Raw genomic sequence first — 16,392 nt, forward strand, 5'->3', positions numbered from 1 at the left:
GGCATCACCGCGTGCCGACGGCCGGCCACATGATTCCGTGGGACAACGAGGAAGGCTTCTACGCGGCCTTCGGTGATTTCCTGGGCGCGCCGCTGGCGCGGGCCTGAACCGCCGGGCCGTCAAGCAAGGGAGAAAATCATGCCTGTAAGCGACTATGAACTGGTGAAGGCCTGGCAGCAGGTGCTGACCTTGTCGAAGCTGCAAGCCGGCCAGTCGGTCACGGTGCTGACCAGCGCCGCGACCCACCCCCAAACGCTGTCGACGGCGCTGATCGCGGCGCAATCGATGGGGGCGGTGGTCAACCGGCTGGACTTGCCGCCCGTCAACGGCGAAAAGGCGTTAAGCCGCGATTCGCTGGCCTACCTGGGCACCACGCCGCTGACCGGGAACAAGCCCGCGATTGCGGCGCTGAAGGAAAGCGACCTGGTGCTGGACCTGATGACGCTGCTGTTTTCGCCGGAGCAGCACGAGATCCTGGCCACCGGCACCAAGATCCTGTTGGCGGTCGAACCGCCCGAGGTGCTGGCGCGACTGGTCCCTTCCGAGGCGGACCGGACCCGCGTGAAAGCCGCGGCCGCGCGCATTGGCGCGGCACGCGAGATGAGCGTGGTGTCGGCGGCCGGCACGGACTTGCGCTGCCCGTTGGGCGAGTTTCCGGCGATCAGCGAATACGGCTTCGTGGACGAGCCCGGGCGATGGGACCATTGGCCCAGCGGCTTTGTGCTGACCTGGCCGAACGAACGCGGCGCCAACGGCAGGATCGTGATTGACGCGGGCGACATCCTGCTGCCGCAAAAGCTGTACGTGCGTTCGCCGATCACGCTTACGGTCGAGGACGGTTTCGCCACCCGCATCGAAGGCGGGGTCGACGCGGAACTGTTGCGCGAATACGTGGCGTCGTTCCAGGATCCCGAGGCGTACGCGATTTCGCATATCGGCTGGGGCTTGCAGCCGCGCGCGCACTGGACCACGCTGGGCCTGTATGACCGCGAGGCCACCATCGGCATGGATGCGCGGGCGTACGAGGGCAACTTCCTGTTCTCGCTGGGCCCGAACAACGAGGCGGGCGGCAGCCGCACCACCACGTGCCATATCGATATCCCGTTGCGCGGCTGCACCGTACGGCTGGACGGCGAGGACGTGGTGCGCCAGGGCAGGGTGCTGGATGGCGCCGCCCCGCAGCAATAGGCCATGGCGTCCAACAACCATCGATCAAGGAACCCGCTTCATGCATGACGACATCTCTGCCTACGAGCGCCAGGGCTTTGGCGCCACGATGACCCCCAAGCCGCCCTATGGCCTGCTGATCGTGGACCTGGTCAACGGCTTTGCCGACCCGGCCGTGTTCGGCGGGGGCAACATCGCCCCGGCCATCGCCCAGACGACGCATCTGCTGGCGCATGCGCGCAGCCAGGGCTGGCCGGTGGCGCACAGCCGCATCGTGTTCGCCGACGACGACGCCGACCACAACATCTTCACGCTGAAAGTTCCGGGCATGCTGACGCTGAAGGAAGCGCACCCCCACAGCGCGATCGTGCCTCAGTTGACGCCCGCCGCGGGGGAACTGGTGGTGCGCAAGACGGTGCCTTCGGCGTTCTTCGGCACCGGCCTGGCGGCATGGTTGACGCAGCGCGGAGTGCAGACGCTGCTGGTGGCGGGCGCGGTTACCAGCGGCTGCGTGCGCGCAAGCGTCGTGGACGCGATGCAGTACGGCTTTCGGCCGCTGGTGGTGTCCGACTGCGTGGGGGACCGCGCCATCGGCCCGCACGAGGCGAATCTGTTCGACATGCGCCAGAAGTACGCCACGGTGCTGACGCGCGAAGAAGCCATGCGCGCGACGCTGGCCTGAAGACGCGGACGGCCCGCCAACGGAAAAGGGGTTGCCAACGGAAAAGGGGTTGCGCCTTGCCGGCGCAACCCCTTTTTTCATGTAGACGGGCGCTTGCCTACACCGGGTAGACCAGGTCATTGGCCAGGATGGTGGTGTCGTACACCACTTGGCGCTCTTTCAGCTTGAGCACGCCGTCTTCCCGGGTGAAGCGGTCATAGTAGGTACCTGCCAGATGCAGGGTCGTGGGGCCTTCCACCAGGGTCTGCATCAGCATGAAGGCGGCCTGCGATTCGATCTCGCCTTCAGGCGATTCGCAGGTTACGCGGGTGTTGCTGACCAGGTGCAGCATGTATCGCGGGGCGAACATCTGGGTGCGGGAGATGGCAACCGCGCGGTCGTGCATCATGGCGCGGCCTTCCGAGTAGACCAGCCCGACCGGCAGGCCCAGCTCGGCGTTCTCGCGCGCCGTCACGCGGTACAGGCCGTCTTCGGTGAAGAAGCCGGGCCAGGCTTCGACCAGGCCGGCGTCCAGCGTTGCGCAGTAGTCGGCGTGGAATTCATCGATTTCCTGGCGCAGCGCGATGGCGCGCGCCGGATCGATCTTGCGGGGGGAAAATTCGAATCGGGTTCTCATGTGTCTTGGTTCCGCCTCAGAAGCCCATCACGCCGCGGTAGTAGCTGTACATCGAGCGGATCGCGGCCTCCGAAATCAGCGTGTTCGACGTGCCTTGCTTGCCGGATTCCAGCTTCAGCACGTTGACGTCCGTGCTGGCGCGCCGCACGCCTTCCTGCACGAACTTCATGGCTTCATTGTCTTCCAGCCCCAGGAACCCGGCCGGGCCCATCAGGTTGCCCTGGCGCAGGCGGTGGCGTTCCATGTCGGGCGTATCGTCTTCGTACCCGAACATGGTCCATTGCATGATCATGCTGTCGGGTCCGTTGGGCACGATCTGGCGCACGCCCAGCGTGTTCATCTCGCGCTGGACAATCAGGTTGGGCCACACGGTCTGCATCGTGACCGACCAGGGCGAGTCGAACTCTTTCACGAATTCCAGGAAGCGGTCGTCCTGCAGGTGCAGGCCGTCATGGAAAGAGCGCATTTCCTTCTTGTTCTCTTCGCTGACGGTGGCGTATTTGTCTTCGCTCTTGGCCGACGCCATGGTGCCATGGCGGCCGTGCACGGAGTCCACGAGCATGGCGGATTTGTTGCCGGCCACCAGCAGCCCGAACACGACCAGGAACGAATGCAGCAGGGTCGCGTGGTACGGATCCTTCAGGTTCTCGTGGTACATCTTCCAGTTGCACGGCAGCTCGTTGCGGTAGTAGCCGTGAATCTTCAGCTTCTTGCCGGGAAAGACGGTGTCGAAATCGGCCAGGATCTCGGGCGTCAGATACTCGTCGATGGGTTCGACGTCGGCGCTGTACGACGCGAAAACGACGCCGTGGCGCGTGGTCACGTGGAGCTTGCGCAGGCCGTGCTCGTCATTCTTGAAGTCCTTGGGCATGCCGCCTTCGCGGTTCACGCCGCGCTTGAAGGGAATGCCTTGCAGGTTGCCTTTCAGGTCGTATGACCACTGATGGTACGGGCAGACGAATTCCTTCGCGTTGCCCTGGCTATGGCGGCAGAACTCCGCGCCACGGTGGGCGCAGCGGTTCTCGAATACGTTGACCGAACCGTCCTCGGCGCGCGAGACCACCACTGGCGTCGGTCCGACGTAAGAGCGCTTGTAGTCGCCCGGGTTCGGCAGTTCGGCCTCAAGCGCCACATAGTTCCACGTCTTGCCATGGAAGATCTTCTCGATCTCCTGGTCGTACACGGCGCTGCTGGTATAGACCCAGTCGGGGATGTAGTGCAGCGCGTCCTCCGGCCAGACACAGTCGGCCAGGGCGGCGTCTTTCGAGGCTACCGTGCGGCCGATGACGGTTTGTGATTGATACATGAAAAGCTCCTGTCGAGGCGGGGCAACAATGGAATTCAGGGGGTGGCGACGGCAAGTTGCTGGCAGGCTTTCACCAGCGGCTTGAGCGCCACGGTCTCGTCGGCGTAGCGCTGCGGATCGATACGCAGGCCTTGTTCGAACAGCACGCGCAACTGGCGCAGGTCGCCGCCCGCGTTGATGGCGATGGCGTGGACCGGCACGCCGTCGCGGTGGCCCAGCCAGATGAACTTCGGCGCGTCGGATTCGCTTTGAGGCGTGCCGCGGCAGGTATAGGCCAGCCCCGGCTGCGGCAGGCCCAGCATCTGCACGTTGCAGCCGAACTGGTCCGTCCAGAACCACGGATAGGGTTCCCCGGGGGCCGGCTGCCCCAGCATGGCGGCGGCAGCGGCGCGCGCCTGTTCATTGGCGTTCTGCCACGACTCCAGCCGCAGCGCCATGTTCAGATGACGCCGGTGCTGGCTGGCGCAATCGCCCGCGGCGTAGATGTCGGGGTCGCTGCTGCGGCAGTCGGCGTCGATCGCGATGCCGCCGTTGGCCGGGTCCAGCGCCAGGCCGGCGTTGGCGGCCAGCGACACCTCGGGCGACAAGCCGATGGCGACGACCACCACGTCGGCGTCGATCACGGTGGCGTCGTGCAATTCGATCGTGAAGCGGGCCCGATGCCGGACGGCGTCATCGGGAAGGGGTTGCCAGGCGCAGCGTGCAATGCGCGCGTCCAGGCGCAGCGTCACGCCGGCGTGACGGGCGCGTTCGGCCAGCCAATCGGACAAGGCCGGCGGCAGCACGCGTTCCAGCAGGCGCGCCGCGCTTTCCAGCACGGTCACGCGCGCGCCCAGGCCGCGCGCAGTGGACGCCACTTCCAGGCCAAGAAAGCCGCCGCCGATGACGGCGACGCGCGCGTCCGGCGTCAGGCCGGCGCGCAGCGCCGCCGCGTCATCCAACGTCCTGATGTAATGCACGCCGGGCGTGCCGCGGGGCAGGTTGGGCAGTTCGCGCGCCCGGCCGCCGGTGGCAAGCAGGCAACGACGGTAGTGCAACTGACGCCCGTCGGCCAGGTGAACCAGATGGCCTGCGGGATCCAGCCGGACGGCTTCGGCGCCGGTCAGCAACGCGATGCGCCGCGCTTCATAAAAGCCCTTGGGATGAACGGCTGTCTGCGCATGCGCGTCGGCCGCTTGCAGCACGGCCTTGGACAGCGGCGGGCGTTCATAGGGAGCATGCGTCTCGCGGCCGACCAGCGTGATGGGGCCTTCATGACCCAAGTCGCGCAGGGCCGCCGCCGCAACCGCGCCGGACTGCCCGGCGCCGATGATGAGAATCGAGTCGGCGTCAGCCATGGTCAGCCCTGCACATCCGCGTAGATGTCCTGGCCTTCCACTTTGACCGGGTAAACACGGATGCCGCTGGTGGCCGGGGCGCACTTGGCTTCGCCGGTACGGATATCGAACCTGGCCTGGTGCAGCGGGCATTCGATGCAGCCATCTTCCAGGTAGCCGTCGGACAGCAGCGCGTAGGCGTGCGTACAGACGTTGTCCGATGCGAAGAATTCACCTTCGCTACGATATAGCGCAAGCTGTTTCTCGCCGGCCGCGACGGGAATGACTTCGTCGTCATCGGTGAGCTGGTCGGTGGAGGCAATGCGGATCCAGTTCATATTGGCTCTCTAATCAGTATGCTGAGTAATGTGGTCAGTGTACTGCCCAAAAAATCAACTCAGGAGCTAGGGATTTCCCCGACGCGATGAAAGCGAGCGGCTTGCAGCGCGCTCGTAAGCAGCTGGAAACGCAGGGTTTTCGCGCGTTTCGAAGTGGGGATTAACCTTGTTGACACTCAAAATTACTGTCAGTATGCTGACTAACAATTCAGTGTGCTAACGTTTTTTTGGGTCTTGAAAATGCGGCGTTGGCATGGGTTGAGGCGGGTCCAAGGGGACTCAATCGAATCAGATCGGGAGCACTACATGCAACGACGCCGTTTCCTCGCACAAGCCGCTGGCGCCGCCGGCGCAGGACTTGCCACTGTCGGCATGCCCGCCATCGCGCAGTCCGCGCCGGCGGTGCGCTGGCGCATGTCGACCAGTTGGCCCAAGAGCCTGGACACCATCTATGGTTCGGCCGAAGAACTTTGCAAGCGCGTGGCGCAGTTGACCGAAGGCAAGTTCGAGATCCGCGCGTTTCCGGGTGGCGAACTGGTGCCGGCCGCGCAGAACATGGACGCGGTCAGCAACGGGACGGTCGAATGCAACCACGTGCTTAGCACGGCCTATATCGGCAAGAACACGGCGCTGACTTTCGATACCGGCCTGTCGTTCGGGTTGAGCGCGCGCCAGCACAACGCGTGGGTCCATTCCGGTGGCGGCCTGAAGATGCTGCGGGCGCTCTATAAGAAATACAACATCGTGAACCACGTCTGTGGCAACGTCGGCGTGCAGATGGGCGGCTGGTATCGCAAGGAAATCAAGTCGGTCGCCGATTTGAAAGGCCTGAACATGCGGATCGGCGGCATCGGCGGCATGGTGTTGTCCAAGTTGGGCGCGGTGCCGCAGCAGATTCCGCCTGGCGATATCTACCCGGCGCTGGAAAAGGGCACCATCGACGCGGCGGAGTGGATCGGGCCGTACGACGACGAGAAGCTGGGCTTCAACAAGGTGGCGCCTTACTACTATTCACCGGGCTGGTTCGAAGGCAGCGCCTCGATCACCAGCATGGTGCACGACAAGGCATGGGATGCCTTGCCCCCGGCCTACCAGGCCGCGTTCGAAGCCGCTGCAGGCGAGCAGACCATGCGCATGCTGGCCAACTACGACGCGCGCAATCCCAATGCGCTGCGCAAGCTGATCGCTGGCGGCGCCAAAGTCAGTTTCTTCCCGAAGGAAGTGATGGACGCCGCCTATAACGCGTCGCAGGAACTGTGGGTGGAACTGTCGGCCAAGAACCCGGACTTTGCCGCGATCTATCCGGATTGGAAAAAATTCCAGGTGGATCAGGCCGGCTGGTTCCGGGTGGCCGAAAGCCCGCTGGACAACTACACCTTCGCCGCGGTGGCGAAGGCGCAGGCCAAGTGACCCGGGGAGGCGAAAGGCAGTCATGACGACAGAACACGCCAATGCGCACGGCCGGCCGGGCAAGCCGCAGGGAGTGGGCGCGCGCGTGCCGCGCAAGGAAGACGCGCGGCACCTGCACGGCAAGGGGAATTTCGTGGCCGACATGGCCATGCCGGGTTTGAGCGAAGTCGCGTTCCTGCGCAGCCCGCTCGCGCATGCGCGCATTTCGGCGGTGCGCGTGGCCGACGCGGTTGCCGGCAATGTGTTCCTGCGCCAGTCGATGCCCGATGCGCGCGATATCGTGGCCGATTCCACGCTGCCCACCTATCAGGCGTCGGCCCAGCCGCCACTGGCGTCGGGCAAGGTGCGTTTCGTGGGAGAGCCCGTCGCCATGGTGTTTGCACCGACCCGCGCCGAAGCCGAGGACTATGCGGAACTGATCGAAGTCGACTACGACGACCTGCCGGTGTATGCCGACGTCGACAGCGCGCAGGCCGCTACCGGCGATCTGCTGCACGAGCAGTGGCGCGACAACGTCTTCGTCACGCTCAACGCCGACAAGGAGTTTGACGACTACGCGGCGCAGGCCGACGTGGTGGTCCGGCGCAAGATCGACCTGGCGCGCCAATGCATGGTGCCCATGGAAGGCAAGGCGGTGCTGGCGTACTGGGACCACCAGGCCGACCAACTGGTGGTGGTCAGCGCCACGCAAGTGCCGCATATGATCCGCAGCGTGCTGGCGCAGTGCCTGGACCTGGAGCAGGGCCGCGTGCGGGTGGTGTCGCCCGATGTGGGCGGCGCCTTTGGGTACAAGTGCGTCTTGCAGCAGGAAGAACTGTGCGTGGCCTGGCTGGCCAAGACGTTCAAGCGGCCGTTCCGCTTCATCGAGGACCGCCGTGAACACCTGACCGCGGGCGCCAATTCGCGCGAGCACCATTACGAGATGGTGGCCTACGCCGACCGCCGCGGCAAACTGCTGGCGCTGGACGCCAGGATCACCATCGACGGCGGCGCCTATTCGGTCTGGCCGTTCACCATCGGCCTGGAACCGGGCCAAGCCATCGGAAACCTGCCCGGTCCTTACGCCTTCAAGGGATACCGCTGCGTCACGCGGGCGGTGGCCACCAACAAGCCCGGATTCGTGCCTTATCGCGGCGTGGCGCGCACCGGCGTGTGCTTCGCCATGGAATTGACGATGGACGCGATTGCGCGTGAAGTCGGGCGCGAGCCTTGGGAAGTCCGCCAGGAAAACCTGGTGCAGGGCGACCAGATGCCGTTCGTCAACGTCACCGGCAAGCACCTGGACAGCGGCGACTATCCCGCCAGCCTGCAACAGGCCATGGACATGATTGGCGTGGACGCGGTGCGCGAACGCCAGCGGCGCGGCGAAGCCGACGGCCGCTTGATCGGCGTGGGCCTGGCGACCTATACCGAGCAGGCCGCGCATGGCACATCCGTGTTCGCCGCCTGGGGCACCCCCGTGATCCCGGGCTTCGACCAGGCAACGGCGCGGGTGACTCCCGACGGCGGTCTGGAACTGCGGGTGGGCGTGCATTCCCACGGGCAGGGCATGGAGACCACTTTCGCCCAGATCGCCAACGAAATCCTGGGCGTGGACGTGGGCAGCATCAAGCTGCTGCACGGCGACACGGGGCAGACGCCATTTTCCACGGGCACCTACGCGTCGCGTTCGCTCGTGATGTCGGGGGGCGCGGTGTCGCAGGCCTGTAAGCGCTTGCTGCCCCGGTTGACGCACATCGGCGCGCACTTGCTGCAGGCCGATCCCGCGAGCGTGTCCTGGAACCAGGACCGGCTGGAGGCGAACGGCAAGTCGGTGTCGGTGAAGGACGTGGCCGACGCCTGGTATCTGCGGCCGCAACTGTTGCCGCCCGATGTCGACCCCAGCGGCCTGGAGGTCACGGTGGGCTACAAGCCCAAGGTCGATACGGGTTGCTTCACGTATGCGACCCACGCGGCGGTGGTCGCGGTCGATCCCGGCACGGGCGGCGTCGAGATCCTGGACTACGTGGTGGTGGAGGATTGCGGGACCATGATCAATCCCATGGTGGTCGAAGGCCAGACCATCGGCGGCGTGGCCCAGGGCATCGGCACCGCCTTCTATGAAGAGACGCCTTACGACGAGAACGGCCAGCCCCTGGCGTCGACCCTGGCGGACTACATGCTGCCGGGCGCCACGGAAGTGCCCAACATGCGCCTGCATCATTTCGAGACACCGTCGCCGCATACCGAATTCGGCGCCAAGGGCATGGGCGAGGGGGGCGCGATTGCGCCGCCTGCCGTGCTGTTCAACGCGGTCAACGACGCGCTGCGTCCGCTTGGCGCGGCGGAGCTGTTGCGCACGCCCTTGTCGCCCACGCGGGTGCTGGCCGCCATTGCGCAGGGCAAGCAGCCCGTTCAGGCCGCCGCCGAGGTGATGGCATGAAGGCCGCCGCATTCGAATACGCGCGCCCCGGCACGGTGCAGGAAGCCCTGGGCGCGCTGCGCGGTCACGATGGCCGCGCCAAGCTGATGGCCGGCGGCCAATCGCTGGGACCGATGCTGAACCTGCGTCTGGCACGGCCGCCCGTGGTGATCGACATTTCAGGCTTGGACGAGTTGCGGACCGTCACCCGGCAAGGCGGCATGCTGCGCGTGGGCGCGGCCGTGACGCACGCTGAAATCGAAGACGGCGTGCACGAACTCTTGCGCGGGACGCCGTTGCAGCAGGTGGCCCCGGGCATCGCCTACCGCGCCATCCGCAACCGCGGGACCCTGGGCGGCAGCCTGGCGCATGCCGATCCGGCGGCCGACTGGGTATTGACCGTGGTCGGGCTGGGGGCGACGCTGGAAATCACCGGCCCGGACGGTGTGCGCATGCTGCCCGCGGAGGGCTACATGCAAGGCGCCTACACGACGGGACTGCGCGACGACGAGTTGATCGCCGCGGTGCACGTGCCGGTTGCCAGCCCGCAGGCGCGCTGGGGCTACTACAAATTCTGCCGCAAGACGGGCGAGTTCGCCGAGGCCAGTTGCGCCGCCTGGTTTGATCCGGCGACGGGTGCCGCGCGCATTGCCGTGGGTGCCCTGGACGGCGCGCCCCAGCTGCTGCCCCGGTTGGCGGCGCGCGTCGCGCAGCAGGGGCTGGCGGGCCTGGACGAGACGCTGCTGGCCGATGAACTGGCCGGCGTGATGCCGGACAAGGACGAACACCACCGCAAGTTGCACGGGACGGCGGTGGCGCGCTGCCTGGCTCAGGCATTGGGTTGACAGGAATAACCATGGTTCAGGTGACATTGGAAGTGAATGGCAAGCGCGTGTCGCACGAGGCGCCCGCGCGGATGCATCTGGGGGATTTCCTGCGGGATCAGGCGCGCCTGACCGGCACTCACCTCGGTTGCGAGCATGGCGTTTGCGGTGCATGCACGGTACTGGTGGACGGCGCGCCGGTGCGGTCCTGTATTTCGTTCGCGGTGGCTTGCGAAGGCCGGCAGGTGACGACCATCGAAGGCTATGACGCCGATCCTGTTATGCAGCGTCTGCGCGCGGCCTTCACGAAGCACCATGCATTGCAATGCGGTTATTGCACGCCGGGCATGCTGGCGACCTCGCGCGATATCGTGCTGCGGCTGCCGCAGGCCGATGAGAGCCGGGTCCGGGTGGAGCTGTCCGGCAACCTTTGCCGCTGCACCGGCTACATGGGCATCGTCGCCGCGGTGATGTCGGTGCTGGCGGACTTGCGGGCGCAGCCCGACGCCGCCGTCGAGGCATTGCGCACGGCCCAGGCGCAGGGGCGCGGCGCGGCGCCAGCGGTGGAGAAACCCTTGGCGTTCGCCGGCTTCACGCCGACTGCGGATAGCGCGACCCAATCCACCGACCCCGCGGCCAACTCCGCCGCCAACTCCGCCAAGCCTGCCGCCCCGGCCGGCAAGAAAGAGGGCCGGGGCAGCCAGATCGACGGCGGCTTCCAGGTGCCGTTCCCGGCGGCGGACGTCTGGGCGTTCATGGTCGACTTGCCCGCCCTGGCCAGTTGCCTGCCAGGCGCCTCGATCGAATCGCACGAGGGCGATCGCGTCAAAGGCCGCGTCGCCATCAAGTTCGGTCCGATGGCCGCGGCCTTCAACGGCGCGGCCCGGCTGGAACGGGACGACGCCGCCATGCGGGCGGTGTTCCGGGGCGCCGGGCAGGATTCGCTCAGCCAGTCGCGCGCCAATGGCGATATCACCTATCAGCTTGAAGCGCTGTCGCCGACCGAGACGCGGGTCAACGTGAACCTGCTGTATTCGCTGCAGGGGCCGCTGGCGCAGTTTTCACGGTCGGGACTGGTGCAGGATTTCGTGCGCCGCATGATCGCCGACTTTGGCAACAACGTGACGGCCCGGCTGCGTCAGCCGGCCGGCCAGGGTGAACCCCTGGTTCAAGCCAGTTTCAATCCCACGGCCATGTTCTTCGGCGTGCTGTGGGCGCGCATCAAGCGTTGGTTCGGCCGCGGCGGCTGAGCTCGAACGGGGAAGGGCCGCCGCAAAGGCGGCCGCACAGTGTCGACGAATGACGGGGAAAACCATGCACGCGGTATTCGCAAGAGGGTGGCGCAAAGCGGTATTGGGCCTGGCGGCGGCCGGGTTGAGCGCATCGGCCTGGGCGCAGGCGCCAGAGCCGCTGAAGGTGCGGTTGGACTGGACGCCATGGGGCGTGCACGGCGCGTTTCACCTGGCCCAGCAAAAGGGCTGGTACAAGCAGGCCGGGCTGGACGTATCGCTGGAAGACGGCAATGGGTCGGTCACGACGGTGCAGATCGTCGGGGCGGGCGACAGTTTCGACGTGGGGCACGCCGCGTTGGCCTCGATGATGATTGCCCGCGAGAAGGGCATGCCCGTCAAGGCGGTGGCGGTGTTCGCGCGCCAGAGCGATATCGGGTTGCTGGTTCCCGCCGACGCTGGCATCACCGGGCCCGCCCAACTGAAGGGCAAGAAGGTGGCGTACACCGCCGGTTCGCTGGAAGCGCCGTTCATCGATGCCTTCCTGGCCGCGGGCAAGCTCAAGAAGAGCGACCTTGAACTGATCAACGTGGACGCCGCCGGCAAAGCCTCCACCTATGCCGTGGGGCGCGCCGATGCGGCGTTCTCCACGATTCCGTTCTTCCTGCCCGTCGTCTCGCAGAACCGGCCGTCCAGCGCGGTGCGTTTTGCCGACTTCGGCTTGAATATGCCCAGCTTCGGCCTGTTTGCCAACGAATCCAAGCTGGCGCAGCGGGGCGAGGCCATCGCGCGATTTGCCGGCGTGACGGCGCGCGCCTGGGAGTACATCTACGCCGGGCATCAGGACGAGGCGGTGGCCGCCATTCTGGCGCAACGGCCGCAGGCCCGGCTGGACAAGAAGGTGCTGCGTGGCCAGATCGATGCGCTGCAGCCGTACTTCGGACAGCCCGTGCCCGGCGCGCGGCTGGGCGCCATCGTGCCGCAGGACTGGACGGAGGCGGTCAAGACGCTGTCTTCCGTGGGCCTGGTTGGCGCGGGCGCCGAGCCCGCTTCGTTCTACGTGCCGGACCTGGCGCACCCGGAGCGCTACGACAACCTGGTGCAACCATGATGCCGTGGGCCGTCGACGCGCGGAATGTGCGCAAACGTTATCCCGGGGCATCGGGCGTGGAGGCGCTGGCCTCGGTATCGGTCGAGGTGCCGTCAGGCCGCTTCGTCAGCATCCTGGGGCCTAGCGGTTGTGGCAAGAGCACGTTCCTGCGCTGCGTGGCCGGCCTGGAAACGATCTCCAGCGGCGAGCTGAGCGTGGCGGGCGTGCCGGTGCAGGGGCCGCCACAAGGCATGGGCATGGTGTTCCAGCGCGATGCGCTACTGGAATGGCGCAATGTCTGGCGCAACATCCTGCTGCCGATTGAATTCGCGCACAAGCCCGTGGCGGCATACGAGGACAAGGTGCGCGGGCTGCTGGCCCTGACCGGCCTGGAATCGTTTGCCCAGAGCTATCCGCGCGAACTGTCCGGCGGCATGCGCCAGCGCGCCGCGATCTGCCGCGCCCTGGTCGACGACCCGCAACTGCTTCTGATGGACGAGCCTTTCGGCGCGTTGGACGCGCTGACTCGCGACCAGATGAACGTAGAGCTGCAGCGGATCTGGATGGAAACGCGCAACACGGTGTTGTTCGTGACCCACGGCATCGCCGAGGCGGTGTTCCTGGGTGACGTGGTGATGGTGTTTTCGCCGCGTCCCGGCCGCATCCTCGAGACCATCGATATCGACCTGCCGCGGCCCCGGCCGCTGGCGCTGCGCGAAACGCCGGCTTTCGGCGAATACGTGCGGCACATTCGGGGGCTGTTCCAGAAAATGGGCCTGATTGACGAGGGCGCCCGGGCCGACGCGCGCGTGGAGACAGTCCGATGATCCGGCTATTGCGTGGAACGGCCCGCCGGATGGCGGGCCTGCTGTCGGTGGCCGTGTTCCTGCTGTTCTGGGAGTTCGCCGCGCGGGTATTCCACGTGCGCCCCATCATGCTGCCGCTGCCCGGGCAGGTGGTGCTGGAACTGGCGTCCGAGTGGCGCTGGTACGCCGGTCACGCCGCCTACACCTTGATGACGACGCTTGCCGGCTTTGCGCTGGCGGTGGCGGGCGGCGTGGCGATCGCCATCATGCTGGTCGGGTCGCGCTGGTTCGAACGCTTCATCTACCCCTTGATCGTGGCGCTGAACAGCGTGCCGAAGGTCGCCATCGCGCCCTTGTTCGTGATCTGGATGGGTACGGGCGCCGAACCCAAGATCGCCATCGCGTTCCTGATCGCCGTGTTCGCAATCATCGTGGACACCGTCCATGGCCTGCGTTCGGTGCCGCAAGACGTGCTGGACCTGGGACGGGTGCTGAAGGGTTCGCGGCGCGATTTCTTCTTCAAGGTGCGGCTGCCCAGCGCGCTGCCCTCGATCCTGGCGGGTATGAAGGTGTCGATATCGCTGGCGCTGGTGGGCGCCATCGTCGGAGAGTTCGTGTCGTCGCAGCGCGGCCTGGGCTACGTGATCATGAGCGCGCAGGGCACCTTCGACACCGTAAGGGTATTTGCCGCGATCTTCGTGCTGGCGCTGATGGGCATGTTGCTGTTCGCGCTGTTGGCGTGGCTGGAACGCCGGTCGACGCCGTGGCTGGCGCATCACCGCGAAGACGGCTGAGGCGGTTTCCCGGCACGGGGTGGTAAGCCATGCCGGGCCCGGGCAAACGTGTGATCAAAAACGTGTGGTCAAAAAACAATTCTGGGGAAAACAGATGCAAGCATTACTTGCCTTGTCGCGCGGCATAGACGCGATCAACCTGCGGATGGGCCGGTTGGTGTCCTGGGTGACGCTGCTGGTCGTCCTGGTCAGCGCCGGCAACGCCATCGTGCGCAAGGTTTTTCACTACAGCTCCAACGCCTGGCTGGAATTGCAGTGGTACATGTTCGGCGCCATGTTCCTGCTGACGGCGGGCTACACGCTGCTGAAGAACGACCATGTGCGCGTGGACATCATCGCCTCGCGCCTGTCGCGGCGCGCCCAGGTCTGGATCGAGATCTTCGGCGTGCTGTGCTTCCTGCTGCCGGCGTGCGTGCTGATCATGATGCTGTCCTGGCCGGTGTTCATGGATTCCTACCTGAGCAACGAGCAGTCCTCCAACTCGGGCGGCCTGATCCGCTGGCCCGTCAAACTGCTGATACCGGTGGGGTTCGCGTTGCTGGTGCTGGCCGGCCTGTCGCACCTGATCAAGTGCATCGGCTTCCTGATGGGGCGTTGCCGCGACCCGCGTGAACGCGAGGGCGCCAAGAGCGCGGAAGCGGAATTGGCCGAAGAAATCGCCCGTGAAGCGCAAGCGCGCGAAGCGGCCGCACTGCGTGAACTGAACAACAAGGGCGGCTGATCATGGAGTTCTTCATTGCCAATCTGGCGCCGATCATGTTCGCGACGCTGATCATCTTCCTGCTGATGGGCTTTCCCGTCGCGTTCGCGCTGGCGGCCAACGGCATCCTGTTCGGCCTGGTGGGGATGGAACTGGGGTTGCTCAATTCCTCGCTGTTCCAGGCATTGCCGCAGCGGGTGTTCGGCATCATTTCCAACGACACGCTGCTGGCGGTGCCGTTCTTCACGCTGATGGGCCTGGTGCTTGAGCGGTCAGGCATGGCCGAGGACCTGCTTGAGACGATCGGGCAACTGTTCGGCTCGGTCCGGGGCGGGCTGGCCATCGCGGTGGTGTTCGTGGGCGCGATGCTGGCCGCGACCACGGGCGTGGTGTCGGCCTCGGTCATTTCGATGGGGCTGATCTCGCTGCCGATCATGCTGCGCAACGGCTATGACCGGAAACTGGCCAGCGGCGTGATCGCGGCGTCGGGCACGCTGTCGCAGATCATCCCGCCGTCGCTAGTGCTGATCATCCTGGCCGACCAGCTTGGCCGCTCGATCGGCGACATGTACCGGGCGGCGATGGTGCCGGGCTTCGTGCTGGCTGGCGTGTACATCGTCTATGTGGTCGTCATGAGCCTGCTGAAACCGGCTTCGGCGCCCGCGCTGCCCGAAGAGGCGCGCCGCTTCCAGGAACCGAACGGCACGCGCGGCGGGCGTTCGTTGCTGGTGCTGATGCTTATTTCCGCGGTGTCGGCGTACTTCCTGGGGCGCTGGGTCGAAAACAACACCGCGCCGGTCGACGAGCGCATCGTGGTGGCGCTGCTGTTCTGGGGCGCCACGGCCTTCGTCATCGCGCTGATCAACAAGGTATTGCGGCTGGGCCTGCTGTCGGCGCTGGCCGAGCGGGTCACGTTCGTGATGATTCCGCCGCTGGCGCTGATCTTCCTGGTGCTGGGCACGATCTTCATTGGCGTGGCGACGCCGACGGAAGGCGGCGCCATGGGGGCGGTGGGCGCCATCCTGATGGCCCTGATCCGCCGCCGTCTGACGCTGGACCTGATGAAGCAGGCGATGGACACGACGACCAAGTTGTCCTGCTTCGTGGTGTTCATTCTGGTGGGGTCGACCGTGTTCGGCCTGACGTTCCGCGCCGTCAACGGCGACCTCTGGGTCGAACACCTGCTGACCGGCCTGCCCGGCGGACAATGGGGCTTCCTTATCGTCGTCAGTGTCCTGACCTTCGTGCTGGCCTTCTTCCTGGACTTCTTCGAACTGGCCTTCATCATCGTGCCGTTGCTGGGGCCGGTGGCCGACAAGCTGGGCATCGACTTGATCTGGTTCGGCGTGATCCTGGCCGTCAACATGCAGACGTCGTTCATGCATCCGCCCTTCGGCTTCGCGCTGTTCTACCTGCGGTCCGTGGCCCCGCGGGACCGCTACAAGGACCGGGTCACCGGGAAGATGATCGAGCCGGTCACCACCGGGCAGATCTATTGGGGGTCGGTGCCGTTCATCGTGATCCAGCTGCTGATGGTGGCCGCGGTGATGGCCTTCCCGGGCATGGTGATGCACTACAAGAGCGACGCGTCGGTGGTCGATCCCGGTTCGGTGTCGCTGGAAGTGGGCGGGGCGTATGGGGGCGGGGCCTATGGCGCCGATTCCGATCCGTTCAAGTAGCCGGGGCAGGGCGGGGCGGGCGGCAGCCCCGGGG

At 66.1% G+C, this 16,392-nt stretch carries 15 protein-coding genes and 1 pseudogene; 12 read left to right on the forward strand and 4 right to left on the reverse strand.

Going from position 1 to position 16,392, the window contains the following annotated elements; all coding sequences use genetic code 11:
* The 3 genes and pseudogenes from ACE039_RS29920 to ACE039_RS29930 all read left to right on the forward strand — a co-directional run.
* Window positions 1–107 (forward strand): annotated as a pseudogene (locus tag ACE039_RS29920) (alpha/beta hydrolase); the annotation flags it as partial.
* 31 nt (window positions 108–138) lie between these two features.
* Window positions 139–1,188: a 2,5-dihydroxypyridine 5,6-dioxygenase NicX family protein gene (locus tag ACE039_RS29925; RefSeq protein WP_485824149.1), complete on the forward strand. Its 1,050-nt coding sequence runs from the start codon at window positions 139–141 to the stop codon at window positions 1,186–1,188.
* 40 nt (window positions 1,189–1,228) lie between these two features.
* Window positions 1,229–1,849: an N-carbamoylsarcosine amidohydrolase gene (locus ACE039_RS29930; RefSeq protein WP_313459421.1), complete on the forward strand. Its 621-nt coding sequence runs from the start codon at window positions 1,229–1,231 to the stop codon at window positions 1,847–1,849.
* Between the two features lie 97 nt (window positions 1,850–1,946).
* Here the strand turns inward: ACE039_RS29930 and ACE039_RS29935 are convergent, their stop codons facing one another.
* Genes ACE039_RS29935 through ACE039_RS29950 form a run of 4 tightly spaced genes read right to left on the reverse strand, consistent with a single transcriptional unit; the run spans window position 1,947 to window position 5,425 of the window.
* Complete coding sequence (locus tag ACE039_RS29935; protein WP_448708719.1) at window positions 1,947–2,465, reverse strand: aromatic-ring-hydroxylating dioxygenase subunit beta; 519 nt, start codon at window positions 2,463–2,465, stop codon at window positions 1,947–1,949.
* 16 nt (window positions 2,466–2,481) lie between these two features.
* On the reverse strand, window positions 2,482–3,771 hold the full coding sequence (locus ACE039_RS29940; protein WP_485824150.1) for a Rieske 2Fe-2S domain-containing protein: 1,290 nt from the start codon (window positions 3,769–3,771) through the stop codon (window positions 2,482–2,484).
* 35 nt (window positions 3,772–3,806) lie between these two features.
* On the reverse strand, window positions 3,807–5,108 hold the full coding sequence (locus tag ACE039_RS29945; protein WP_485824151.1) for an NAD(P)/FAD-dependent oxidoreductase: 1,302 nt from the start codon (window positions 5,106–5,108) through the stop codon (window positions 3,807–3,809).
* A gap of 2 nt (window positions 5,109–5,110) precedes the next feature.
* Complete coding sequence (locus ACE039_RS29950) at window positions 5,111–5,425, reverse strand: non-heme iron oxygenase ferredoxin subunit (protein ID WP_105560228.1); 315 nt, start codon at window positions 5,423–5,425, stop codon at window positions 5,111–5,113.
* Between the two features lie 306 nt (window positions 5,426–5,731).
* Here ACE039_RS29950 and ACE039_RS29955 point away from each other — a divergent pair, with 306 nt between their 5' ends.
* The 9 genes from ACE039_RS29955 to ACE039_RS29995 all read left to right on the forward strand — a co-directional run bounded on the left by ACE039_RS29955 (window position 5,732) and on the right by ACE039_RS29995 (window position 16,358).
* Window positions 5,732–6,835, forward strand: coding sequence for a TRAP transporter substrate-binding protein (locus ACE039_RS29955; RefSeq protein WP_105560229.1), 1,104 nt, complete (start codon window positions 5,732–5,734; stop codon window positions 6,833–6,835).
* A gap of 22 nt (window positions 6,836–6,857) precedes the next feature.
* A complete protein-coding gene (locus ACE039_RS29960) occupies window positions 6,858–9,257 on the forward strand; it encodes a xanthine dehydrogenase family protein molybdopterin-binding subunit (RefSeq protein ID WP_448709754.1) in 2,400 nt (799 codons plus the stop codon).
* Window positions 9,254–10,081 carry an FAD binding domain-containing protein gene (locus ACE039_RS29965; RefSeq protein ID WP_485824152.1) on the forward strand — a complete coding sequence of 276 codons (828 nt, stop codon included), beginning with the start codon at window positions 9,254–9,256 and terminating at the stop codon, window positions 10,079–10,081. Before ACE039_RS29960 ends, ACE039_RS29965 begins: the two co-directional genes overlap by 4 nt.
* A gap of 5 nt (window positions 10,082–10,086) precedes the next feature.
* Complete coding sequence (locus tag ACE039_RS29970) at window positions 10,087–11,310, forward strand: xanthine dehydrogenase family Fe-S subunit (protein ID WP_485824207.1); 1,224 nt, start codon at window positions 10,087–10,089, stop codon at window positions 11,308–11,310.
* Between the two features lie 64 nt (window positions 11,311–11,374).
* Window positions 11,375–12,400 (forward strand): ABC transporter substrate-binding protein, encoded by a 1,026-nt coding sequence (locus ACE039_RS29975; RefSeq protein ID WP_485824153.1) that lies wholly within the window; start codon window positions 11,375–11,377, stop codon window positions 12,398–12,400.
* Window positions 12,397–13,206 (forward strand): ABC transporter ATP-binding protein, encoded by an 810-nt coding sequence (locus ACE039_RS29980; protein ID WP_485824154.1) that lies wholly within the window; start codon window positions 12,397–12,399, stop codon window positions 13,204–13,206. The genes ACE039_RS29975 and ACE039_RS29980 overlap by 4 nt, the downstream gene beginning before the upstream one ends.
* Window positions 13,203–13,979: an ABC transporter permease gene (locus ACE039_RS29985; protein WP_485824155.1), complete on the forward strand. Its 777-nt coding sequence runs from the start codon at window positions 13,203–13,205 to the stop codon at window positions 13,977–13,979. The genes ACE039_RS29980 and ACE039_RS29985 overlap by 4 nt, the downstream gene beginning before the upstream one ends.
* A gap of 94 nt (window positions 13,980–14,073) precedes the next feature.
* Window positions 14,074–14,700, forward strand: coding sequence for a TRAP transporter small permease subunit (locus ACE039_RS29990; RefSeq protein WP_485824156.1), 627 nt, complete (start codon window positions 14,074–14,076; stop codon window positions 14,698–14,700).
* A gap of 2 nt (window positions 14,701–14,702) precedes the next feature.
* Window positions 14,703–16,358 carry a TRAP transporter large permease gene (locus ACE039_RS29995; protein ID WP_485824157.1) on the forward strand — a complete coding sequence of 552 codons (1,656 nt, stop codon included), beginning with the start codon at window positions 14,703–14,705 and terminating at the stop codon, window positions 16,356–16,358.
* Window positions 16,359–16,392: the final 34 nt, after the last annotated feature.

The sequence above is a fragment of the Achromobacter maghribensis genome (genome assembly GCF_057334215.1).